This window comes from Roseibium aggregatum IAM 12614, from assembly GCF_000168975.1.
Classification (GTDB): Bacteria; Pseudomonadota; Alphaproteobacteria; order Rhizobiales; family Stappiaceae; genus Roseibium; species Roseibium aggregatum.
In genome coordinates, this window is record NZ_AAUW01000010.1 from 14,223 (window position 1) to 36,084 (window position 21,862).

A 21,862-nucleotide genomic window follows, 5' to 3' on the forward strand; every position below is an offset into this window, starting at 1 on the left:
GGCGGAGGAGACGCCTCGGCAAAGCATGCAGCCGGTCTATAGCAACTTCAGGGAAACAGATTTCAGGATGTGAGGGCATAGCCCTCAATGCGTGCTAGCCATGTCCGCAAGCGATTTCTGGATATGCGCCACCATGAAATCCAGGAACAGGCGCACCTTCGGGTCCTGATGGCGGCGGTGGGTATAGAGGCAGGCCATCTGAACCGGGATAGGCGGCTCGTTTTCCAGCACCGGCACCAAAGACCCAGACGCCAGATAATCGGCGACTTCGAACACCGGCTTCAGCACGATGCCGTGGCCTTCCAGCGCCCAGCCGGTCAGAACATCGCCATGGTCGGATTCGAACGGGCCGGACACCGCGACACGCTTGACGCCGGTTTCCGTCTGCAGAGGCCACTGAAATTCCGGTGCACCGGGATACCGCATGTTGAGGCAGTCGTGGCGGCCGGCACCAAGCTCCTCGCTGGTTTTCGGGTTGCCCTTGCGGGCGAGATAGGACGGTGAGGCGCACAGCACGCGGCTGCAATCGGCGATCTTGCGGATCTTCAGGTTGGAGTCTTCCGGCAGCCCCAGGAAGAACGCGGCATCGAGGCCTTCACCCGTCAGGTCGACCTTGCGGTCGGACAGGCGCAGGCGAATGTCGATCAACGGATTGGCATCCTTGAATTTCGGGATCGCCGGGGCAATCAGCCGTTGGCCCATGCCGATGGGGGCGGCAACGAACAGCGTGCCGCGCGGCGAACGGGTGACGTTACTGATCTCCGCTTCGGCTTCTTCCACCGCTTCGATGATTTTTGTTGCACCGCGATAGAACAAGTTGCCATGCTCTGTCGGGCTGAGGGCACGGGTGGTTCGCTGGAACAGGCGGACGTTCAGATGCTCTTCCAGTTGGGACACCCGTGACGACGCGACAGCAGAGGAAATCCGCAGGTCGCGCGCGGCAGCGGACATGTTGCCCAGCTCGTAAACGCGCAGAAAGGTTCGGATGTTTTCCAGATACGCCATGAGGATGTCTAGCCGGGCCGGTTATTGTTCCGATTTTTTTGAAACTGCTCGGAATTATCCCGAGATACCAGAAAATTGCTGCTTGGGCTAGCTTGGATCAAACGAATTTGGAGGGGAAGCAATGCTGGACATTGCCATCATTTGGGACTGGATCGCCTTTGCGGTCCGCTGGCTGCATGTGATTACGGCGATGGCCTGGATCGGCTCGTCGTTCTATTTCGTTGCGCTGGACCTCGGGCTCAAGAAAGCTCCCGACCTGCCCAAGGGGGCTCACGGCGAGGAATGGCAGGTCCACGGCGGCGGCTTCTATCACATCCGCAAGTTCCTGGTGGCGCCGGAAAACATGCCCGAGCACCTGGTCTGGTTCAAATGGGAAAGCTATTCCACGTGGCTGTCCGGCGCGGCCCTGCTGATGGTCGTCTACTGGGTCGGCGGCGAGCTTTACCTGATCGATCCGGCCAAGGCCGATCTTGCCCTGTGGCAGGGTGTGCTGATTTCCGCCGGGTCTCTGACCATCGGCTGGCTGGTCTATGACCGGCTGTGCAAATCGAAACTCGGGGAAAGCCCGACGCTGCTGATGCTTCTGCTGTTCGCGCTGCTGGTGGCCATGGGCTACGGCTACAACGAGATCTTCACCGGCCGGGCCACCATGCTGCATCTTGGCGCCTTCACCGCCACGATCATGACCGCCAATGTGTTCTTCATCATCATTCCGAACCAGAAGATTGTGGTGGCAGACCTGAAGGCCGGCCGGACCCCGGATGCCAAATACGGCAAGATCGCCAAGCTGCGCTCCACCCACAACAACTACCTGACCCTGCCGGTCGTGTTCCTGATGCTGAGCAACCATTATCCGCTCGCCTTTGCTTCGGAATACAACTGGCTGATTGCCGCGCTGGTGTTCCTGATGGGCGTCACCATCAGGCACTATTTCAACACCAAGCACACGGGTGCCCCGGCGCCGACCTGGACATGGCTGGCAACGGCGATCCTGTTCGTCGCCATCATCCAGCTGTCCTTGGCACCGCTCCAGCAGGACACCTGGGAGGCCTCGGACGCCCGCCCGCTGACCGAGACGGAACAGGTGTTCGCGAATGCAGAAGGCATTGACGATGTCATGAACATCATCCCCGGCCGCTGCGGCATGTGCCACGCCCGCGAACCTTTCTACGAGGGCATCTACTGGGCCCCCAAGGGCATGCTGCTGGAAACCAAGGCAGACGTGGTGCGCGCCGCCAAGCAGATCTACCTTCAGGCCGGCGTCACCAACGCAATGCCACCGGCCAATGTCTCCTTCATGGAAGAGGGCGAGCGCAAGAAGATCATTGAGTGGTACAGGAACGCACGCGAGCAACTGCCCTTCGGTATGGCTGCGACCCATTAAAGTGCCGCCGCCAATCGGCCGCACAATGCGCTCCTCCTTGCGGGGAGCGTTTTTTGTTTGAGGCAGGCCGGTGCAGTCATGCGAAGCTGAGAACCGAAAATACTGGCGCAGCGCCCTGTCCAGTGCGTTCAGAGTTGCTCCGGAACTTCCGCAACAGGCAGCGTGACGAGAGCGATGCCGGGATCGTCCGGCGAGGTTCCGACCGAAAAGCCGAGCGACTGACACATGGAGATCATCGACGTGTTTTCCTTCAGCACCTCGCCCTTGATCACCTCGATCCCGTCCACCTTCGCATAGCGGATGAGCAGTTTCATCAAGGTCCAGCCAAGTCCCTGGCCCTTCAGGTCAGAGCGCACCATGACCGCATATTCGCCGGTCTGGTGATCCGGGTCGGCATGCAGCCGGACGACGCCAAGCAAGCTGCCGTCCTTCGGCTCGATGGCTGCAAAGGCGATGGCGCGGGCATAATCGAGCTGGGTCAGCCGCGACAGAAACCGGTGGCTGAAATCGCGCACAGGCGCAAAGAAGCGCAGGCGCAGATCCTCTGGCGTCTGCTGCTCGAAAAACGTCTTGAACAGGTCCTCGTCTTCCGGGCGCACCGGCCGGATGAAAATATCGCGCCCATCCTTCAGTTTGACGCTCTGTTCCCATTCCTGCGGATAGGGGGCAATGGCAAGACGGGACCTGCCGGTGCGGCCCGGACGCTTTTCCGGGTGGCACAAGGTCATGCGGGCATCAAGGCCGATCAGGCCGCTTGGCAGGGCAACCAGCGGGTTGATGTCGAGTTCCTGTATTTCCGGAATGTCGACGGTGATCTGGGAGAGTTTCACAAGCGCTTCGGCAAGCGCTGCCTTGTCCAGAGCCGGGCGCGCCGGCCCGCCGTCCAGAAGCCTGGCGATCCTTGTTCGGGCAATCAGCGCCTCGGCAAGGTTGAGATCAAGCGGCGGCAGTTCCAGCGCGATGTCCTCGCTTTCCTCGATGGCCGTGCCGCCGTGGCCGAACACCAGCACCGGGCCGAAGTCCTGTGTTTCGGCAACGCCCATATAGAGTTCCAGCCCATGCCGGTCTTCCAGCATCGGATGGATGGAGATCCCGTCAATCCGCGCGTCCGGATAGTCCCGCCGGGTTTTTTGGATCAGCTCCTGAGCAGCTTTGCGAACGGCTTCAGGACTTTCCAGACCAAGCCGGACACCGTCGATCCGCGATTTGAACGGCAGGTCCGGGGAGATCAATTTGGCAACGCAATGAGCCGCCGTCTTGAAGAACGGTTCCGACACTTGTGCCGCTTCTTCCGGCGTTGCAGCCATGGCGGTCGCCATGATCGGCAGGTCATAGGCTTCCAGAATCGCGACCACTTCCGGCGGATTGAGCCAGGTGCGGTCTTCCTGAAGGGCGGCGGCGACGATGCCGCGCGCCCGTGCGACATCTGGTGAGAACGTGCTCGGCAGGCTGGCCGGGGCCGCCATCAGGAATTCGCGTGCCTGTGCATCGTGGGCCAGATGCATCAGGCTGCGGGCAGCTTCCGCCGGGCTGGCGTAATTTGGAATCCGGGCCTCGGAAAGAGCGGCCCGTGTCGCGCCGTCGCCGCCGATAAGACCGGCCACAAGCGCCTTTCGCCGCCCGGTGCGGCGGCGGTCGAGGGCCGCGGCATCTGCAATTGCCTTTGCGATTGCGGACAAGGGCTGAAAGGCGCTGGCCGCCTGCAGCACGACGGCGCCATCCACATTCGGGTCTTTCAGCACAGTCACGATCGCCTCGGTGATCTGTTCCGGCGTGACGTTCTCTTTCAGGATCACCGAACCACCGGCCGCGGGTGTCACCGACAGACCGGCATAGCTGCGGCTGGTGTCCTCGAGGGCTGCCCGTGTGTCCGGGCCAAGCTCGGCGAACGAGCCCCCCAGATCCATCAGCCTGTCGACGGCGAGGCTGGCAAGGCTCCGTCCGTTCGCGATGACGGCAAGCTTGTTACATTGAGGAACGCGGATGTGGGAAAGGGTTTCCAGCGCCTCGAACATTTCATCGAGATCATGCACGCGCAATAGCCCGGTGCGGCGAAAGACGGTCTCGTAAACCCGGTCCGTGCGCGCAAGACGGCCGGCGTGGGTGCGGCCCGTGCCGCCCGAGTCCCGGCTCTTGCCGGAGCGGATCACGATCACCGGCTTGCTGCGCGCCGCCGCCCTGGCGGCGGAAATGAACTTGCGCGGAACGGCGATGCCTTCCAGGTGCAGGACGATGGCGCGGGTGTGATAGTCCTGAGCGAAATAATCGATCAGGTCACTGATATCGACATCCATCCGCGCGCCGAGCGACACCACGGCGGAAAACCCGGTGCGATGGGCTTTCGCCCAGGAAAGCGTTGCGTTGAGCACGGCCCCGGAGCGGGAGAAAAACGCGACTTCCCCCTTCTCTGGACGTTCGGCGCTGAGAAGCGCATTGAGCCCTGTTGCAGGCACGGCAAGACCAAGGGTGCCTGGCCCGATCAGGCGCAGGTTGGTTGCCTGTGCGGCTTCCCTGCACTCCTGAAGAAGCTCTTCCGGCCAGGTTTCAAATCCGGGGGAAGGGATGAGCACGGCCTTGGTTCCACCTGCACCCAGGACGCGGATCGTTGCCGGCAGTGTTTCCGCCTTGGCGAGATAAATCGCCAGATCCGGCATCTTTTCCAGATCGTCCAGCCGGGCAGCCTTGCGGCCCTTGAAAGGAACAACCTCGTCGATCCCGACAAGTGTCACCGGATGCCCGGCCTCTATGTCCTGCAGGCAGGAAACCAGCTTGCTGGTCAAGACGCCCGGGTGCCGGCAGGGGCCGATAACGGCTATCGATCCTGGCGCAAAGAAACCGTCGAGGTTGCGAATGGTCATGAGATCGATTCCTTGAAAAACGAGCGTAAGGAACGAGACGTTTGAAACGAACCTAGGTCATGGGCCACACATTTCACGGGCACGCAGCCAGAAACAGCAGAAAGGCTGCACACGAGGGACTTGCCTTGTCTGCGTCTTGAGCCGGTAACGGCTTGTTGTTTTTTCGCTCAAGAGCACTTGCGCACCGTCCCAGTCTTCTTGCGCTTTGGCGCGGTCAAAAAAAGCCCGCGGACCGGAGTGTGTCAGGTTCGCGGGTTTTTTGCATCGCAAAATCTCAACGATTGCGGGTGTGCTTATGCGTCAGTGCGCCATCAGTACCGGCACGGTCATCGCTTCCAGGATTTCCCGGGTTGCTCCGCCGAACAGGAACTCGCGCATACGGCTGTGGCCGTAACCGCCCATCACGACCAGGTCGTTACTGTTGTCGGAGACATGGTTGAGAACCGTGTCGGCAATGCTTGTCTGCGGATTGCTGATCACCTCGATGGTGACATTCATGTTGTGGCGGGCCAGATAGTTGGCGACATCGGCGCCGGGCTGGCCGGTTGCCTTGGTGGCCTTTTTCTCGACAACCAGGACGGTGATCTTGTCCGCCTTTTCCAGAACGGGAAGAGCCGCGTGGATGGCCCGTGTCGCGGTGGAACTGCCGTCCCAGCCGACCAGCACGTTCTGCGGCTGGAAGGATTTGCTGCCGATATAGGGTACGAGTAGAACCGGGACGCCGCTTTCGAAAAGAACCGTCTCGATCAGGAGTTCGCGCATGGGTTCCGGCTTGTCCGGATTGGCCTGGCCGATCACCACAAGGTCTGTCGGCCGGCAGTGCACCAGCACGTTTTCCAGCGGGCCGCCGGTCAGGATTTCCGCAAGCCGGCTTTCGTTCTTCACACCGGCCACACGGGCCAGCTCGTCGAACGCCTTCTTGGCCTCGGTCGCCGCGCCAACGGCCTGTTCGTGCGCTGCCTGCAAATAGTCAACCGGCATCGGCGCGGCTGCAAATGCAGGAACGACCGGCTCGAAGGATACCGCCAGTCCGGTGACATGGGCATCGTAGTTGCGGCCGAATTCGAGTGCGTATTTGGCGGCCGGCTGGTCACCTGCGAGATCCAGAACGGTCAAAATATCTTTGATAGGCATACATCCCTCCTGCGGCCGGCATCATCTCATCAATCCAGCCTCGTCAAAAATCTATAGGTGTCAATGTGGTGTGTCCTTGACGCGCATCAATGTCGCAATGCACGCGGCCTGTGTCCAGCGGGTGGCGGGAACGAAAAAAATGCGCAATATGGAACCATGTCGAAACGCTGGTTCTATCTGGCCTTGCCACCCCTGCTGCTCGTGGCGGCCGCTTTCATGCTGGTTCAGCTCTTCATGGAGATGGACGAGGACAGCGTTGACAGGAAGGCCGCCGAGCGGCTGACGCTCTATCGTCAGACGATTCTGGGGGAATACCAGAAGTACCGCTATCTGCCCTACATGATTGCCCGCGACCCGAGGGCGACCTCCGCGCTCGGCCTCGGCCAGCCGTCGGAAAGCGCCAATCGGTTCCTGCAGGAAATGGCTGAAAACTCGGGTGCCGAACTGCTCTATGTCATGAACGCCGAGGGCACGACGCTGGCTGCCAGCAACTGGCAGGACGAATTTTCACTGGTTGGCCGCAATTACGGTTTCAGGCCCTACTTCACATCGGCAATTCAAGGCGAGGAAGGTCGGTTCTTTGCAATCGGTGCGACCTCGCACGAGCCGGGCCTGTTCCTGGCCCGTCCGACGCCGGTCAGCGGCAAGCCGGTTGGTGTGGCTGTGGTCAAGGTGGACATGGGCCCCCTGGAAGAAGCCTGGGCCGAAGGCGGTGAGACCGTCTTTGCCTCTGACGACAATGGCGTGATTTTTCTGTCGAGCCAGCCCGATTGGCGCTACCGGACGCTGACGGTCCTGCCGGAGGAAGTGCGCCAGATGATCGAGGCCACTCGTCAATATGCCGGACGGGAACTGTCCCCGGTCAGCGACAAGCGGGATGAGGCGAAGCAGCAGCTTGTCATCGGCGGTAAGGACTACCGGCACAATTCGGCGGAGGTCGGCCTGCTCGGCTGGACCCTGCATTTCCTGGTTCCGGTGGAAGAAACCCGCAAGAGCGTGCTGCCGATCTGGGCGGCAACCATCACGCTGTGTCTCGTCTATGCAGTTATCGTGCTGGTTCTGCGCGGCTGGCGTCTGCGCAAGGCTTCTGTGTTGCTGCGCCAGGAATCGGCCGGACTGAAGGAACTCAATACCCGCCTGGTGGAGGAAATCCAGGAGCGGCGGCGCGTTGAAAAAGAGCTCCTGGAAGCGCAGCGCGGCCTTGCCCGCTCCAGCCGCCTTGCAGCCGTTGGCGAGATGTCGGCGGCCGTCGTCCATGAGCTCAGTCAGCCTTTGGCGGCCTTGCGCATGTTCGTTGCGGGCACGCGCAAGTTTCTGGAAAAGGGCGATACGGAAACCGCGTCGGAAAACCTCAACGAGATCGATTCCCTGCAGATGCGCATGGCCAGTCTCACGCAGGAACTGAAGCGTTTCGCCCGGCCCGGCGAAAGCCGGATCGAGAAGATCGACCTGACTGAAAGTGTGCGGACCGCCGAAAAGATCGTTCGTCCCCGTTTCGAGGAGACAGGCTGCAGCCTGAAACTGGACCTTCCGGCCGATCCGCTGGAAGCGGAAACCGCACCGCTCAGGATCGAGCAGATCCTGGTCAATCTCTTGCGCAACGGTGCCGATGCGAGCGCGGGTGAAGAGGCTGGCGAAGTTCGGCTGCGTGCGGGCCGGCAGGGGGCAGAGCTGGTGCTGGAGATATCCGACAATGGCCCCGGCGTTCCGGAAGACCTGAAGGAGCGGATCTTCGACCCGTTCTTTTCCACCAAGACCAGCAGCGGCGGCATGGGGCTTGGCCTTGCCATATCCATGCGGCTTGCGGAGGACCTGGGCGGCAGTCTGTCGGTGCGATCGAACACCCCAAGGGGCGCCGTCTTCGAGTTGCGTCTGCCTGCGTTGCCCAGTGAAAGGGCCAGTGAAAGTGCTGGTGAAAAGGCCAGCGAAAAGGCGGGTGAGACGCCGTCCAGCGCCAGGAACGAACGGGAACCGGAAGCCGCAGAATGACCGATCTTTCCCAGAAAATTCCAGTTCTTATCGTCGATGACGACCCGTCCATGCGCGCGGCGCTACGGCAATGGATAAGGCTTGCCGGGTTCGAAACCCGGGAAGTTGCAACGGCCGGACAGGCGCTCGCCGGATTGTCCCCTGACTTCGGCGGCTGTGTGGTTTCGGACGTGATGCTGGAGGGGGACGACGGCGTGTCGCTGCTCCGCAAGATCGGTGCGCTTGATGCGGATCTTCCGGTGGTGCTGATCACAGGTCATGGCGATGTACCGATGGCCGTTGAGGCAATGCGGGCGGGCGCATACGACTTTATCGAAAAGCCGTTCGATCCGGATCACATTGCCGATGTTGTGCGCAGGGCCTGCGACCGGCGGGCGCTCGTTCTGGAAAACCGTTCACTGCGCACGCAGCTTCACCACAGCGCCGGGCTGGAAAGCCGCCTGATCGGTACCAGCCCCGCCATGCAGGCCCTGCGCCAGCAGATCCTGCATTTCGCCGCTACCGATGCCTCTGTTCTGATCACCGGCGAAACCGGCACCGGCAAGGAAGTGATTGCCCAGGCCCTGCATGATTTCAGCGCGCGCAAGGATGGGCCTTTCATGGCTATCAACGCCGCGGCCCTGCCGGAGGCCATGGTGGAGGCGGAACTGTTCGGCCATGAGGCGGGGGCCTTCACCGGCGCCGACAGGCAAAGGATTGGCCGCATCGAGGCGGCCAGCGGCGGTGTGCTGTTTCTGGACGAGATCGTCTCCATGCCGCTGGCACTCCAGCCGAAACTGCTCCGCGTTCTGCAGGAGAAAAAGGTGGATCGTGTCGGCGGCACAAGGCCCGTCGATGTCGACATCCGTCTGGTCAGCGCAGCCAACATCGACCCAAGGGAAGCGGTGCGCACCGGCCGATTGCGTGAAGACTTGCTCTTCCGGCTGAACACGATCGAACTGCGCGTACCTCCGTTGCGCGAGCGTGGCCGCGACGCACTTTTGCTGTTCGATACCTTCCTCAACCGCTTCGCCGCCCATTACGGTCTGGATGCCCCGGCGACCAGCGCACGCGACGAGGCGTTCCTGCAAACCTATGGCTGGCCGGGCAACGTCCGGGAGCTGCGCAACGCCGCCGAACGCTTCGTACTCAATGCCCCGGTCGCGCCGCGGCCGCTGGAAGAGCTCGTGACCGGACAGCGGGAGACGGGCCCTGTTCCCACCGGTGGAGGTCTGAAGGAGCTCATGGACGCCTATGAGCGCAACCTGATCGAAGGCGCGCTCCGCCGTCACGGCGGGCGGATGGCCGATGTGATGCAGGAGCTCAACCTGCCACGCCGCACCCTCAACGAAAAAATGACCCGCCTCGGCCTCAGCCGCGATCAGGCCAATGCCGAGAGTGTGGAAGGGTAGGCATTCCTCAGAGCATTCCCCCGAGCGATTCCCTCACATTCAGCCTCATCCTGACGAAGCGCGTGAGCACTGTGTCGAAGGATGGGCCGCTTGCTCCTGAGTGTGCTGCCCGTCCTTCGAGAAGGACCTGACGGTCCTCCTCAAAGTCTGACTCGAAAGTGTCAAAGGACGCAATTGTCATGGTATCTGTCACGAACTTGCGCCCTTCTCAGTTGTCATCCCCGCGAAAGCGGGGACCCAGGAACCGCATGAGTTTGCTTTATAGGCTCAAGACTTACCTCACGGAGTCCTGGTTTCCCGCTTTCGCGGGAATGACAAATGTGGTTGAGGCAGTCTCCCCGGGCACCACTTTCGGGTCAGACACTCAGGATGAGGTTTTGGGGAAATGAGAGGGTGGTTTGAAGCCTGGCAAAGACAGAGGGGCAAGCAAGAGCCCCCGACCACCCAACCGGCGAAAATCCGCCGAGCGGATCGGGGTGTCGGCAAGATCTTGCCGAGCTGCACTGCAGCAAATCCGGCGCGGCGTGGAAAGAAACACCAATTCCTGCCGGAAAGTGTTGCCAGCAAGAACTGGCACGGGTCATGCTAGTGGATCATCGACTTGGCACGGGCTTGTGCGCGGAGGCGTTCAGGCCGAGTTGCCAGGGAAATGAGCAAACATCTTGGGAGGATTGCATGCTCTTTTCACTGAAATCCGCAACCGCTGTATCCGCGGCTGCGCTGTCTCTGGTCTTTGCCACCGAAACCTTTGCCGCTGATGTCACCTGGAACGTGTCGCTTTGGGGCAAGCGCCGTGCGTTTACCGAACATGTCGAAAAGCTGGCTGAAGAAGTGGCCGCGAAGACGGACGGCAAGTTCGAGATCAAACTTCAATACGGCGAAGCCCTGTCGAAGTCGCGCGAGAACCTCGACGGCATTTCTTTCGGCGCGTTCGAAATGGCGCAGATCTGCGCTTCCTATCACCCGGACAAGAACCCGAGCCTGACGGTGCTGGAACTGCCGTTCCTGGGCGTGAAGGACCTTGATGAGGAAATCAAGGTTTCGATGAAGCTGTATGAGCATCCTGCGGTCAAGGAAGACCTGGCCCGCTGGAACGCCCAGGCCCTGATGCCTTCGCCGATGCCACAGTACAACTTCGCCGGCAAGGGCGATGTGCCGGGCTCGATTTCCGATTTCAACGGCATGCGCGTGCGTGCTCTGGGCGGTATCGGCCAGTTGATGGAAGCTGTCGGCGCGGTGCCGACGTCCGTGACGGCTTCGGAAACCTATCAGGCAATCGATTCCGGCACAGTGGCGGCTGCGAGCTTCGCGCCGCATGCGCATCTGTCGTTCAAGGTGGTGGAAGTCGCCAACTGGTGGACCAAGAACCTGAACCCGGGAACCGTGCAGTGCCCGGTGATCGTGAACATCGACGCCTACAACGCCCTGCCGGACGACTTCAAGGCAGCTCTCGACAGCTCTGTTGAGCCGGCGCTGGCCCATTATCTGGAGACCTATGACAAGGTCTACGAAAAGTGGTGGCCGGAGCTGGAAAGCCGCGGTGTGACCCAGGTCGAGTTCTCCGATGCCGAACTGGCCGCTTTTGCCGAAAAGGCCGGTCCGATCCAGGCAGCCTGGGTCGAAGAGCAGTCCGCCAACGGTCTGCCGGCGCAGGACATCCTGGACATGGTCAAGTCGACCCTCGCGGAATAAGCCCGGCCAGCCTGGACTGATCCACACTCTTCCCGGCGCGATCCGCGCCGGGAAGCCAATGCTCGGGGCTTAACTCATGAACACAATCGATCCCGGAGGACGTTCCGTCTCGGAGCGCCCGGTCACTTATATCCGGTTTGACGGCTGGCTCGCGCACGTCGAGAATGCCTTCAACCTGTTCGCTGCCGGATCCATCCTGGCCTTGATGCTGCTGGCCGTGCTTCAGGTCATCGGCCGCCTGGTCTTCAACACCCCTGTGCCCGGCTTCATCGACATCACCGAACAGGCCATGGCCATCTTCGCCTTTGCCGGTATCGCCTATTGCCAACGCGTTGGCGGTCATATCCGCATGGAAATCGTGCTCGGCAAGTTGAGCGGTCGCACGCTTTACATCTGCGAAATGCTCGGCGTCATCCTGATCGCCCTGACGGTCGCCCTCCTGATCTGGGGCTCCTGGTACCATTTCGACCGGTCCTGGACGATCGGCGACAGCACCATGGACATCCGCCTGCCGACCTGGCCATCCAAGCTGATGGTGCCGGTTGCGCTCAGCCTCCTGTTCCTGCGTCTGTGCATGCAGATCTATGGATACGCCCGTCTCGTGGCCGATCCGACGCGAGAGGCCTTCTGCGTGCCGATGATCGAGGGAGTCGAAGAACACGCCAAACACGAGATCGAAGAAGTCTTTGGCGACGACGTTGAAGAAGGAGGCGCGCGATGACGACGCCGTTTGAAGTTGGCCTCCTGATGACCGGCGTTCTGCTGGTGCTCGTCATTCTGGGTGTTCGCGTGGCCTTTGCCGCGGCCTTTACCGGCCTGGTTGGCCTCATCATTCTGTTCTCGCTGAAGATGGGCTTCTCGAAAGGCTTTTTCGTCGCCTTGCAGATGGCAGGCACGATCCCCCATTCCAAGTCGGTTACCTATGCGTTGTCGGTGCTGCCGACATTCATTCTGATCGGTTTCCTTGCCTTCTACGCCGGCTTTACCAAACAGCTTTTCGAAGCTGCAAAACGCTGGCTCGGCTGGCTGCCGGGCGGCATGGCCGTCGGTACCGTGTTCTCCACTGCCGGTTTCGCGGCCGTGTCCGGGGCATCGGTGGCAACGGCTGCGGTCTTTGCGCGGGTCGCCATTCCCGAAATGCTGGCGGCCGGTTATTCCAAGCGCCTGTCGGCGGCGGTCGTTGCCGCGGGCGGCACGCTTGCCTCGCTCATTCCACCCTCTGCGATCCTGGTGATCTACGCCATTCTGGTGGAGCAATCTGTCGGAAAGCTCCTGATTGCAGGGTTCCTGCCGGGCGTCTTTTCCGCGCTGATCTATGTCGGTATCATTGTCGGCGTTTCCGCCTGGCGGGGAGACGCACCGCCTGTCGGCGGCTTCACCTGGAAAGAGCGTTTCGAAAGCGTGCCGGGCACCTTGCCGATCATCGCGGTCGTCGCGATCATCTTCTGCTCGTTCTTCTTCGGTCTGGCCACCCCGACCGAAGCCGGTTCGCTCGGCGCCTTCGTGGTGCTGATCGTTGCCTTCATGAAGGGCATGCGCACCAAGCAGCTCGGTCAGGCCCTGCATGAAACCGCGAAACTGACGGTGATGATCTTCACCCTGATCTGGGGCGTGCTTGTCTACGTGCGCTTCCTGGGCTTTGCCGGCCTGCCGGATGCCTTCAAGGACTTCATCGTCGCGCTGGACTATTCCCCCTGGGTGGTGATGGTCTGCATCCTTCTGGCCTATGCCGTGCTCGGCATGTTCATGGATGCGATCGGCATGCTGATTCTGACGCTGCCGGTGGTCTATCCCGCCGTGATGGCGCTGAACGGCGGCGAGGGGGTTTCGGCGGCAGACAGTGCCTTCGGCATGTCGGGCGAGGCCTGTTCGATCTGGTTCGGCATTCTGGTGGTGAAGATGGCGGAGCTCTGTCTGATCACACCCCCCATCGGCTTGAACTGCTTCGTGGTTTCGGGTGTGCGTCCGGATATTCCGGTGCAGGAAGTCTTCCGGGGCTGCGTTCCGTTCTTCGTCGCCGACGTGCTGACCATCGCGGGGCTGCTGGCCTTTCCGTCGATCATCACCATCCTGCCCGAGTTGATGGCCTGACGGGAAAGCCAAGAGCAAGAAAACAAAACGCCGCCGGAATTTCTTTCCGGCGGCGTTTTTTGTTGCAGGCCGGGGAAATGCCCCGGGTTCGGGTTAATCGAAGATGTGAGCCTGGCTCTGCGGCGTATCGTATTGGTTCGGTCCCGGTGTGCCGGAAAAGAACATGTTGGCGAACCCCTGGACGAGGGCGAAGAAACTGCCGACGATCGGAATGAACCAGACAAGCAGCCAGTAGCCCGATACGTCCCTGTCGTGAAAACGGCGAACCTGTACGGCAAGGTTCGAAACGAAAAACGGCAGGATCAGCAGCCACATGGTCAGCACGCTGCCGCTTGCAAGCAGTTCGTCCGAATTTGCGTAATTCTGCAGCTCGTCCTGGATTGCCGTTAAGTAGGCGAAGAGGACAGCCATCATCATGACCAGGTTGAAGGTGCCGATCCCCCAATAACCGAGGCGGCCGGTGCGGCCTTTGAAGCTGAAAAACAGCCCAAGGCATTGCATCACCGCGTCTATGAGGGAACCGCCGCTGTCGCCGGCCACCTGAATGGCTGCGCCGCCTGCGCGAGCATAGGCACCGGCAGTCGCCGCATAGCCGTCGTTGCTCGAATAGCTGCTCTGGTTCGGGCCCCACTGGCTCGGGACCTGCCGGTCCAGACCCCGTCTTCCAAACTGCTTGCGCTGCGCCGGCATGCGTATCCCCCGTCCGAAAATATCTTGTCAGAACGGAGATAACGCTACGCGAGGCAGTTTAAGATTGACGTAAGGGACGTGGTTAAATCTTGGTGAAATTGCTTAGGTTTTTCTGACCGGTCAGAACAGGCTGCCCTGGTTGGTTGCCGGGCCCTTGCCGGCCGGCTGCTTTTTCGCTTTGGCAGGTTTCGGGCCGGCACTGTCGCTGAGCGCGACCGCGTCGACCGTGCCGTCCGCCAACTCGATGGAGAGAGCTGCTCCGGAAGCAACCGCTCCTGCCGAGCGCACCGGCTGGCCGCTGTCATCGCGCACCACGGCATACCCGCGCGCCAGCACATCCTTGTAGGAAAGCGACTTCAGCAGCTTCTGCAATCCGTCGAGACGCGCCTTTTCCTGCGACAGGCGGGCAAGATAGGCCCGGTTAAGCCTCTCGCCCAGACCGGACAGGCGTTCGGTGCCGAGCGTTGTCTGCTGGGCCAGGCGGGACGGTGTCAGCCGCACGGCCAGTGCCTCGAAAGAGTGCCTCTTCTGCGAGACGGCCACCTGCAGCGCGCGCTGCTTGCGCTCGCTTGCCTGGATCAGATCCTGCCGTGCCTTCGTCGTCAGGCGGGACAGAAGCAGCGGAGACAGGCGTCCGGCAAAATTCTGATAGTGGGTCCGATGGGTTCTGGTGCTGACGATCAGAGCCCGTTCCAGGCTGCTGGCCAGCGTGTCGAATTTCTGGCGCGGCAGGGCCAGAAGATCCTGCGGTGCGGGCAGGGCGGCGCTGGCGGCGCGCAGCTCGGTGCGCCGGGTGGTCACGAACCGCACAAGGCCGGAGTTGAGCCTGCGGGACCGATCGTCGACCATCGCCATCAGTTCGGCCTTCACCGGCACGGCAAATTCCGCGGCACCCGTTGGTGTCGGGGCGCGCAGGTCGGCGGCAAGATCGATCAGCGTCCAGTCGGTCTCGTGGCCGACGGCTGAAATCAGCGGGATCTGGCTGTCGGAGGCCGCGCGGACAACAGCTTCCTCGTTGAACCCCCAAAGGTCCTCGATGCTACCGCCTCCACGGGCGACGATCAGCACATCCGGCCGCGGGATCGGGCCGCCGGGTTGCAGGGCGTTGAAGCCGCGAATGCCATTGGCAACTTCCGCGCCCGACGTTTCGCCCTGGACACGAACCGGCCAGACCAGAACATGCAGCGGAAAGCGGTCAGAGATGCGGTGCAGAATATCGCGGATGACGGCACCGGTCGGCGAGGTGATCACACCGATGACCCTTGGCAGGGGCGGCAGGGGCCGTTTGCGTTCTTCGGCAAAGAGACCTTCTGCGGCGAGTTTCTTCTTGCGCTCTTCCAGCAGCGCCATCAGCGCACCGGCACCGGCCGGCTCAAGGGAGTCGATCACCATCTGGTACTTCGACTGACCCGGGAAGGTGGTGATCTTGCCGGTGGCGATCACCTCCAGCCCCTGTTCTGGCTGGATCTTCAGCTTGGACGCGGACCCGCGCCAGATCACGCCGGACAGCACCGAGCGGTCGTCCTTCAGGTCGAGATAGATATGACCGGACCCCGGCCGGGAGATCCGGCCCAGTTCACCGCGCACGCGCACATAGCCAAATGCTTCTTCCATCGTACGCTTGATGGAGAAGGAGATTTCGGAAACGGAGAATTCGGCAACGTTGGACTGGGTTTCGCTCACGCAGATGATTCCTCTTCTGCCTCGAAAGTGGCCGTTCGGGCAGGCAGGGTCAAGGACCGTGCGGACCGCTTTGGCCCAAGGCTTGGGAAAAGAAGATACGGGTTAAGCTGGCGCGGGAGAATCAAATAGGCTGTGGAAGCTTCCACAGCCATCTGGACCGCCTTGAAACCCTCACAATCGAACGCATACCTAAGCACCATGGCCAAATACGAGTTCAATATGCAACGACTGTTCTTGCGACACATTCTTGCCGATGGCGCGCGCATAGAAGCGGACCGCAGCCAGGCGAACTACCTTCTGAACGTTCTGCGCCTCAAGGACGGCGACTATGTGCTTGTCTTCAATGGCACCGACGGTGAATGGCTGGCAAAGATCGTCAGCAATGGCCGGCGCGACTGCACCTTGCAGCTCATGGAACGCACCCGCGAGCAAACCTCGGCAAATGACCTGATGTATATGTTCGCGCCGCTCAAACACGCCCGGCTGGACTATATGGTGCAAAAGGCCGTGGAGATGGGCGCGGGCAGCCTGAAGCCGGTGCTCACCCAGCACACCCAGGCCAGCCGGATCAACCTGGAGCGCATGGAAGCGAACGTGATCGAGGCGGCCGAGCAATGCGGCGTTCTGGCAGTGCCGGAAGTGCTTGCGCCCCAGCCGCTGGCCGATGTGCTCTCGGTCTGGGCTGAAGCACAGCCCGGGCGCCGGCTGCTTTTCTGCGACGAGGCGGAGGGGACGAACAACCCGCTCCTGAGCCTGGCGCAGATGAAGGAAAACGGCCCGCAGCCGCTGGCCATTCTGATTGGCCCGGAAGGCGGCTTTTCCGAAGAGGAGCGCTCGCTCCTGCGCAGTCTCGATTTTGTCACCCCAATTCCCCTCGGACCGCGTATCCTGCGTGCCGATACGGCCGCGGTGGCGGCCCTGGCTGTTCTTCAGGCAACGGTCGGTGACTGGAGATAGGTGAATGCCGCAGGACATCCTTGCACACGGGAATGCTGCCAACGGAAACGTCGACGCAGCCCGTGCTGTCAGGGATGTGAAGAAATCGGGTCCTCCGGCGGAAAAGGACAAGCGTTTCCGTCTGCCGGTCGGCGTGGCTCTCGGGCTGGTGTTTTCCATACTGCTGGTTGTCATCTGCGGCATCATCATCACCTATATGGCCGCCTCCGACCGGCGCATCGCCGGACGGCTTCTGGATGAGCAGGGCGTCGCCGTTCTCAGAGCCAACGAAGCGGTTCTGACCGGATTTTTCGACAGGCAGGAGCTGCTCTTCCGCTCCATCGCAGCCCATGTTGCTGAAACCGACGCCAGGCTTACCGCCGCCGATCTTCGCGTTTACGAGAAGCTCCTGCCGGAAGGCGCCAGGCTGGAAACCGGTTCGGCCGTCCTGGTGGAGGCCCCGCCGGATGAATTGCCGGAGATCTCCTGGTCTGCCTTCGAGATCCGCCCCGGCTTTGATACGGCGGTCAAGACAGCGGAACTGGATCTAGGCAACGGCCAGCTCCTGATCGGCATCTATCCGCAACAGGTCTTTGCCGATATTGCCCGCGAAATGGCCTTTGAAGGCAGGCAGCAGGTTTTCATGCTGTCCGGACGGGACCATGCAATCGCGATCGAAGGATTGTCCGCGAGCGATTTTCTGGCCCAGCCCGGCCAGCCGCTGCCGGCCCTGGAGACGCTGGATGGATCTCCCCTCCATCTCATCTGGGCTCCGAACGACCAGTCCCACGATATGGGCGGCTCGGTGACGGGCAGGGTGTTTCCGGGGGACCAGGGCATGTTCACCGCGCTCTATACGGAGGTGGGCTCCGGCCCGGCCAAGGGCTGGATCCTGGGAGCCCTCTACAAGGCGGAGGAATTCGGCGCCGCGCTCGACCAGACGCGGATCGTCCTTTACGCAGCGCTGGTTGCGCTTGTGGTCGGCGCGGTTCTGTCTTTTGCGGTCGGCCGGATGCTTGGGCGCCCGCTGATCCGCCTTGCTCACGCGGCGGCCGCTCTGCATCAGCTTGAGTTTGCCTCCACCGACAAGTTGCCTCGTTCGCGGCTGAAGGAACTGGACGACGTCAACCAGGCTTTCAACGGTTCCCTCGGTGCGCTCAACGCCTTTGCCAAATATGTGCCCCGACAGCTCGTGTCCCGGTTGATCGAAGAAGGCATGACCGAGGCGCGGAATATCGAACTGCGGGAAATGACCATCGTCTTTACTGATCTCGCTGGTTTCACAGGCATGGCCTCGCACCTGAGTGCTGAGGAAACGGCCGCCTATCTGAACGGATACTTCGAGACGGTGTCGCAGGCGATAACCGAGCGACAGGGCACCATCGACAAGTTCCTCGGCGACGGCGTGATGGCCTTCTGGGGCGCGCCTGCCGATCAGCCCGACCATGCCGCCATGGCGATTGCCGCGGTCAAGGCGCTTGCGGACCGTATTGCCGCCGAACCTGATGCCTCCATGCGCGTGCGTGTTGGTGTTCACACCGGCAAGGTGGTGGTCGGCGACATCGGCTCTGCCGCCCGGATGAATTACACCGTCATCGGCGACGCTGTGAACGTTGCTGCCAGGCTGCAGGAATATGGCAAGCAGGTTGACCCGGAGGCACGGGTGATCGTTCTTGCCAGCGGCGATACCATGGCCCAACTGCCCGAAGGCGTCAGCGCCACCAGCCTCGGTCCCATCCAGTTACGTGGCCGCACGGAACCGTTATCCGTCTTCAGGATTGCGTGACGCAAGAGTCCCGGACTGACGGTGTCGAGTCGCCGGGCAGGGCCGTTGCTCGGGTTGGTCCCTCGTTATCAAGGACGCGTTTCACCACAGCCAAAGGCGCAAGATCTTGCAGTTAGGCCTTCGTCTCGAAGTCGTTTGCCAGTGGTGGTACACGGCGTAAGATGAACCCGAGGCGCCCTTTCGAATGAGCGCGTGCACTCCTGAAATCACCTGCTACGAGCACCGCGTGTTCTTCGGTGTCGTTTCCTTGCTTGCATTATTGTTTCAAGAAACCTAAATCACCGAGGCTCAAAAGCGTTCCAACTGGAACGCGCCGGATCACTGCGGTTTGTAGGGGGCAGCCTGACGGGCCGCGCAGTTTTTAGGACGCTTTCATGGCCCGCGATACGGTCGACTCAACCCCGATTGAAACGGTAGCGGACCTTGCCGCGACGCTCGAAGAAGGCTGTAAGCCGGAAGAGAAGTTTCTCATCGGCACCGAGCACGAAAAATTCGGCTTCTGCCTGAACGAACTCACGCCGATCCCCTATGAAGGCGAAAAGGGCGTCGAGGCCATCCTGACCGGCATGGAAAAGCTGATCCACTGGGAGCGGATCGAGGACGCGGGCAAGATCATCGGCCTTGCGGACGACCGCGGCGGCGGTGCCATCTCCATTGAGCCAGGCGGCCAGTTCGAACTCTCGGGCGCACCGCTCGACAACCTGCATCTGACCTGCCGCGAAGCCAACCAGCATCTTGCCGATGTGCGCCGCGTTGCCGAACCGCTCGGCATCGGCTTCCTCGGCATCGGCATGGCCCCGACCTGGTCGCGCGCCGACATGCCGCGCATGCCGAAATCCCGCTATGACATCATGACCAACTACATGCCGAAGGTCGGCTCGCTTGGTCTCGACATGATGTACCGGACGTCCACCATTCAGGTGAACCTCGATTTCTCCTCCGAAGCGGATATGGCCCTGAAGATGCGAGTCGGTCTGGCTCTGCAGCCGATCGCGACCGCCATTTTCGCCAATTCGCCCTTTACCGAAGGCAAGCCGAACGGCTTCAAATCCTTCCGCGCCCAGATCTGGACCGACACCGACCACGACCGCACCGGCGACATGCCCTTTGCTTTCGAGGAAGGCTTCGGCTTCGAGCGTTATGTCGAATGGGCAATCGATGTGCCGATGTATTTCGTCAAGCGCGGCTCGACCTATTACGACGTCACCGGCACCACCTTCCGCCAGTTCATGAACGGGGCGCTGGAAGGCAAGGTGCCGGATGCGACGCCCAATATCGGGGACTGGAACAACCACCTGTCCACACTTTTCCCGGACGTGCGGCTGAAGAAATATATCGAGATGCGCGGCGCTGACGGCGGCCCGTGGCGGCGTATCTGCGCTCTGCCGGCGCTCTGGGTCGGCCTGCTTTACGACAAGGGTGTGCTCGATCAGGCCTGGGAGCTGGTCAAGGACTGGACCCAGGAAGAACGCGCGGCTCTTCGGGCAGGCGTTCCGAAAACCGCGCTGCAGACGCCATTCCGCTCCGGCACGGTTCTGGACGTTGCAAAACAGGTGCTTGCCCTGTCGCAGGAAGGCCTCAAGCGCCGCAAACGCCTGAGCGACGGCGATCTGGACGAGCGTGTGCATCTGGCGCCGATCGAGGAAGGTCTTGCTTCGGGCATGTGCCCGGCCGACGTCCTGTTGCAGCGGTATAACGGCTCCTGGAAGGGCGATATCAGCCAGGTCTTCCGCGAGTACGCCTACTGAGCAAGGCCGGCCGCCACAGTATGTTGCGGGCGGCAGATGCGATCCGCAAAAGGCCTGAATTGACCTGAGGCCCGCGAAGCGTCACTCTGTCTGTGATCGGTCTTTTTTCTCAAGGCCTTGCAACAGCGTGAGCGGAGCGACGTAATGACTGGCAGCGAGACGGTAGCCCCTCCCTTCGACATCTTTTCCCTGTCGGAAGATGTGCGCAACCGTTTCGGCTGGTCGAACGACGACCTCAGCCGGGTGATGGAGCAGCTCTTGCCTGCCGCGCTGAACGGCTTCCGGTACTTCGGCAGCACGGTGCCGGGCTTTTCAGAGTTTCTGGGTCAGACTTCGCCGCTCGGGTCAGCAACGCAAAACCCTTTCGCCGGATATGCAGGTCTGTTCCAGAGCCCGTCCGATGAAGCTCTGACACCGTTTTTCGGACCCGAAGCCGTTCAAAAGGCCCTTGCGAGCCAGATTTCCGCCTACACGGGGCTGCAGCGCGATGCCATTCAGGAAATGATGCCGGTGGCGGCAACGCTTGCCATGGGGCAGATCGCCCGGCCCTTCGTCCACGGCGAGGCCCGTAACCTGCTCGACGCCTATCTGCGCGGATTTGCCAGAGGCCGACCGAAACCGCAGCCGACCCCCGTCGACTATCTGCAGGGCTACGCCGAGGCAATGCAGTCCTTCTGGGGAGCGTTCCTACAGCCGGCCAGCATCGTCACGAAGTCCCCGGCGCCAGAACCCGACCCTGAGCCACAGGAAGAAGATCTGCCCCAGGACGACGAACCCGATGCCCCCGAAGCAGGTGCCCCCGAAGCCAATGCTTCGGAATTTGAAGAAATGGTGTCCAGTTGGATGTCCGCTGGACGTGACTTCCAATCCAGCCAGTTCAAGGCCTTCGACAGTTTCTTCGAAAAGGCCTCCAAGGACTTTCGGGGCGCCTAGGCCTGTCCATGCGGCTGCGTCCGCAGATCTCTTTTTCCAAAAAAAGACCCGCCGTGAGGCGGGTCAGGTTCGTCAGCAAGGCTTGCCGACAGGGGCTGCAAATAAGGGGAAGTCAGTCGAAAGGTCAGGCCGCCAGTTGGCGGGTCTTGCTTTCGGTCACGAGGGTCATCACCGGCTTGTCCTGCGCCGAATTGGCGGCGCTGTAGCCGACGGTCTCGCGGAGCGCTGAAGAACCGTTCACCAGAGATGTCGGATCGGTATAGAACGGTTGGGCCAATGCGCGTCGAACGTCGCTCCGCGTCAGGCCGATGTCCTTCAACTGCTCATCTGACCAGTCAGTCAGTTCCGCGAACTGACGACGGTTTTTGGACACACGCCATACACGGGCAACCATCTGCCCGAAGAGAGCGAAGAACGGGGTGCTTGCTGTATGTGTCATGGCAAAATTCTCCTGTTGGCGGACGGAGGGATTCCGACTGCCTGTTCCGAGCCTGATTTGGCGTCACTTGTTGTGGAACATCTCCTATGTGGACTGTTTGCTG

The 21,862-nt window shown here is 61.5% G+C and carries 16 protein-coding genes; 10 read left to right on the plus strand and 6 right to left on the minus strand.

Annotated elements, in window-relative coordinates:
* Nucleotides 1-84 precede the first annotated feature (84 nt).
* Complete coding sequence (locus SIAM614_RS14490) at nucleotides 85-1,005, minus strand: LysR family transcriptional regulator (protein ID WP_006935560.1); 921 nt, start codon at nucleotides 1,003-1,005, stop codon at nucleotides 85-87.
* A gap of 121 nt (nucleotides 1,006-1,126) precedes the next feature.
* Here SIAM614_RS14490 and SIAM614_RS14495 point away from each other — a divergent pair, with 121 nt between their 5' ends.
* Nucleotides 1,127-2,389 carry a urate hydroxylase PuuD gene (locus tag SIAM614_RS14495; RefSeq protein WP_006935561.1) on the plus strand — a complete coding sequence of 421 codons (1,263 nt, stop codon included), beginning with the start codon at nucleotides 1,127-1,129 and terminating at the stop codon, nucleotides 2,387-2,389.
* A 128-nt stretch (nucleotides 2,390-2,517) separates the two neighbouring features.
* On the opposite strand, the gene SIAM614_RS14500 is transcribed toward SIAM614_RS14495, so the two are convergent.
* Together SIAM614_RS14500 and SIAM614_RS14505 are read right to left on the minus strand one after the other, a co-directional pair.
* Nucleotides 2,518-5,247, minus strand: a complete 2,730-nt coding sequence (locus tag SIAM614_RS14500) for a bifunctional acetate--CoA ligase family protein/GNAT family N-acetyltransferase (protein WP_006935562.1) — start codon at nucleotides 5,245-5,247, stop codon at nucleotides 2,518-2,520.
* A 300-nt stretch (nucleotides 5,248-5,547) separates the two neighbouring features.
* The gene (locus SIAM614_RS14505; protein WP_006935563.1) at nucleotides 5,548-6,381 is read right to left on the minus strand and encodes a universal stress protein; all 834 of its coding nucleotides are present in this window, start codon (nucleotides 6,379-6,381) and stop codon (nucleotides 5,548-5,550) included.
* A 156-nt stretch (nucleotides 6,382-6,537) separates the two neighbouring features.
* Here SIAM614_RS14505 and SIAM614_RS14510 point away from each other — a divergent pair, with 156 nt between their 5' ends.
* The 5 genes from SIAM614_RS14510 to SIAM614_RS14530 all read left to right on the plus strand — a co-directional run bounded on the left by SIAM614_RS14510 (nucleotide 6,538) and on the right by SIAM614_RS14530 (nucleotide 13,544).
* On the plus strand, nucleotides 6,538-8,370 hold the full coding sequence (locus SIAM614_RS14510; protein ID WP_006935564.1) for a sensor histidine kinase: 1,833 nt from the start codon (nucleotides 6,538-6,540) through the stop codon (nucleotides 8,368-8,370).
* The gene (locus SIAM614_RS14515) at nucleotides 8,367-9,761 is read left to right on the plus strand and encodes a sigma-54-dependent transcriptional regulator (protein ID WP_006935565.1); all 1,395 of its coding nucleotides are present in this window, start codon (nucleotides 8,367-8,369) and stop codon (nucleotides 9,759-9,761) included. The genes SIAM614_RS14510 and SIAM614_RS14515 overlap by 4 nt, the downstream gene beginning before the upstream one ends.
* A gap of 675 nt (nucleotides 9,762-10,436) precedes the next feature.
* A complete protein-coding gene (locus SIAM614_RS14520; protein WP_006935568.1) occupies nucleotides 10,437-11,453 on the plus strand; it encodes a C4-dicarboxylate TRAP transporter substrate-binding protein in 1,017 nt (338 codons plus the stop codon).
* A gap of 76 nt (nucleotides 11,454-11,529) precedes the next feature.
* On the plus strand, nucleotides 11,530-12,174 hold the full coding sequence (locus SIAM614_RS14525) for a TRAP transporter small permease subunit (protein ID WP_006935569.1): 645 nt from the start codon (nucleotides 11,530-11,532) through the stop codon (nucleotides 12,172-12,174).
* Nucleotides 12,171-13,544 carry a TRAP transporter large permease gene (locus SIAM614_RS14530; protein ID WP_006935570.1) on the plus strand — a complete coding sequence of 458 codons (1,374 nt, stop codon included), beginning with the start codon at nucleotides 12,171-12,173 and terminating at the stop codon, nucleotides 13,542-13,544. The genes SIAM614_RS14525 and SIAM614_RS14530 overlap by 4 nt, the downstream gene beginning before the upstream one ends.
* A 93-nt stretch (nucleotides 13,545-13,637) precedes the next feature.
* On the opposite strand, the gene SIAM614_RS30600 is transcribed toward SIAM614_RS14530, so the two are convergent.
* A complete protein-coding gene (locus SIAM614_RS30600; protein ID WP_006935571.1) occupies nucleotides 13,638-14,234 on the minus strand; it encodes a DUF805 domain-containing protein in 597 nt (198 codons plus the stop codon).
* A 120-nt stretch (nucleotides 14,235-14,354) separates the two neighbouring features.
* A complete protein-coding gene (gene xseA / locus SIAM614_RS14540; RefSeq protein WP_006935572.1) occupies nucleotides 14,355-15,917 on the minus strand; it encodes an exodeoxyribonuclease VII large subunit in 1,563 nt (520 codons plus the stop codon).
* Nucleotides 15,918-16,115: 198 nt separating this feature from the next.
* Between xseA and SIAM614_RS14550 the strand changes: the two genes are divergently transcribed.
* From SIAM614_RS14550 to SIAM614_RS14565, 4 genes are all read left to right on the plus strand, one after another.
* Nucleotides 16,116-16,874, plus strand: coding sequence for a 16S rRNA (uracil(1498)-N(3))-methyltransferase (locus SIAM614_RS14550; RefSeq protein WP_006935574.1), 759 nt, complete (start codon nucleotides 16,116-16,118; stop codon nucleotides 16,872-16,874).
* 4 nt (nucleotides 16,875-16,878) lie between these two features.
* Nucleotides 16,879-18,639 (plus strand): adenylate/guanylate cyclase domain-containing protein, encoded by a 1,761-nt coding sequence (locus tag SIAM614_RS14555; RefSeq protein WP_006935576.1) that lies wholly within the window; start codon nucleotides 16,879-16,881, stop codon nucleotides 18,637-18,639.
* Nucleotides 18,640-19,013: 374 nt separating this feature from the next.
* Nucleotides 19,014-20,387, plus strand: coding sequence for a glutamate--cysteine ligase (locus SIAM614_RS14560; protein WP_006935578.1), 1,374 nt, complete (start codon nucleotides 19,014-19,016; stop codon nucleotides 20,385-20,387).
* 144 nt (nucleotides 20,388-20,531) lie between these two features.
* Nucleotides 20,532-21,320, plus strand: coding sequence for a DUF937 domain-containing protein (locus SIAM614_RS14565; RefSeq protein WP_006935580.1), 789 nt, complete (start codon nucleotides 20,532-20,534; stop codon nucleotides 21,318-21,320).
* A gap of 124 nt (nucleotides 21,321-21,444) precedes the next feature.
* On the opposite strand, the gene SIAM614_RS14570 is transcribed toward SIAM614_RS14565, so the two are convergent.
* On the minus strand, nucleotides 21,445-21,759 hold the full coding sequence (locus tag SIAM614_RS14570) for a DUF1127 domain-containing protein (protein WP_006935581.1): 315 nt from the start codon (nucleotides 21,757-21,759) through the stop codon (nucleotides 21,445-21,447).
* Nucleotides 21,760-21,862 lie beyond the last annotated feature (103 nt).

What these genes read in the sequence shown, in the direction of transcription:
- SIAM614_RS14515 (WP_006935565.1), top strand. Translation starts at nt 8,367, where the DNA reads ATGACCGATCTTTCCCAGAAAATTCCAGTTCTTATCGTCGATGACGAC.
- SIAM614_RS14565 (WP_006935580.1), top strand. Translation starts at nt 20,532, where the DNA reads ATGACTGGCAGCGAGACGGTAGCCCCTCCCTTCGACATCTTTTCCCTG.
- SIAM614_RS14490 (WP_006935560.1), bottom strand. Translation starts at nt 1,005, where the DNA reads ATGGCGTATCTGGAAAACATCCGAACCTTTCTGCGCGTTTACGAGCTG.
- SIAM614_RS14500 (WP_006935562.1), bottom strand. Translation starts at nt 5,247, where the DNA reads ATGACCATTCGCAACCTCGACGGTTTCTTTGCGCCAGGATCGATAGCC.
- SIAM614_RS14525 (WP_006935569.1), top strand. Translation starts at nt 11,530, where the DNA reads ATGAACACAATCGATCCCGGAGGACGTTCCGTCTCGGAGCGCCCGGTC.
- SIAM614_RS14520 (WP_006935568.1), top strand. Translation starts at nt 10,437, where the DNA reads ATGCTCTTTTCACTGAAATCCGCAACCGCTGTATCCGCGGCTGCGCTG.
- SIAM614_RS14560 (WP_006935578.1), top strand. Translation starts at nt 19,014, where the DNA reads ATGGCCCGCGATACGGTCGACTCAACCCCGATTGAAACGGTAGCGGAC.
- SIAM614_RS14495 (WP_006935561.1), top strand. Translation starts at nt 1,127, where the DNA reads ATGCTGGACATTGCCATCATTTGGGACTGGATCGCCTTTGCGGTCCGC.
- SIAM614_RS30600 (WP_006935571.1), bottom strand. Translation starts at nt 14,234, where the DNA reads ATGCCGGCGCAGCGCAAGCAGTTTGGAAGACGGGGTCTGGACCGGCAG.
- SIAM614_RS14555 (WP_006935576.1), top strand. Translation starts at nt 16,879, where the DNA reads ATGCCGCAGGACATCCTTGCACACGGGAATGCTGCCAACGGAAACGTC.
- SIAM614_RS14505 (WP_006935563.1), bottom strand. Translation starts at nt 6,381, where the DNA reads ATGCCTATCAAAGATATTTTGACCGTTCTGGATCTCGCAGGTGACCAG.
- SIAM614_RS14510 (WP_006935564.1), top strand. Translation starts at nt 6,538, where the DNA reads ATGTCGAAACGCTGGTTCTATCTGGCCTTGCCACCCCTGCTGCTCGTG.
- SIAM614_RS14530 (WP_006935570.1), top strand. Translation starts at nt 12,171, where the DNA reads ATGACGACGCCGTTTGAAGTTGGCCTCCTGATGACCGGCGTTCTGCTG.
- SIAM614_RS14550 (WP_006935574.1), top strand. Translation starts at nt 16,116, where the DNA reads ATGGCCAAATACGAGTTCAATATGCAACGACTGTTCTTGCGACACATT.
- SIAM614_RS14570 (WP_006935581.1), bottom strand. Translation starts at nt 21,759, where the DNA reads ATGACACATACAGCAAGCACCCCGTTCTTCGCTCTCTTCGGGCAGATG.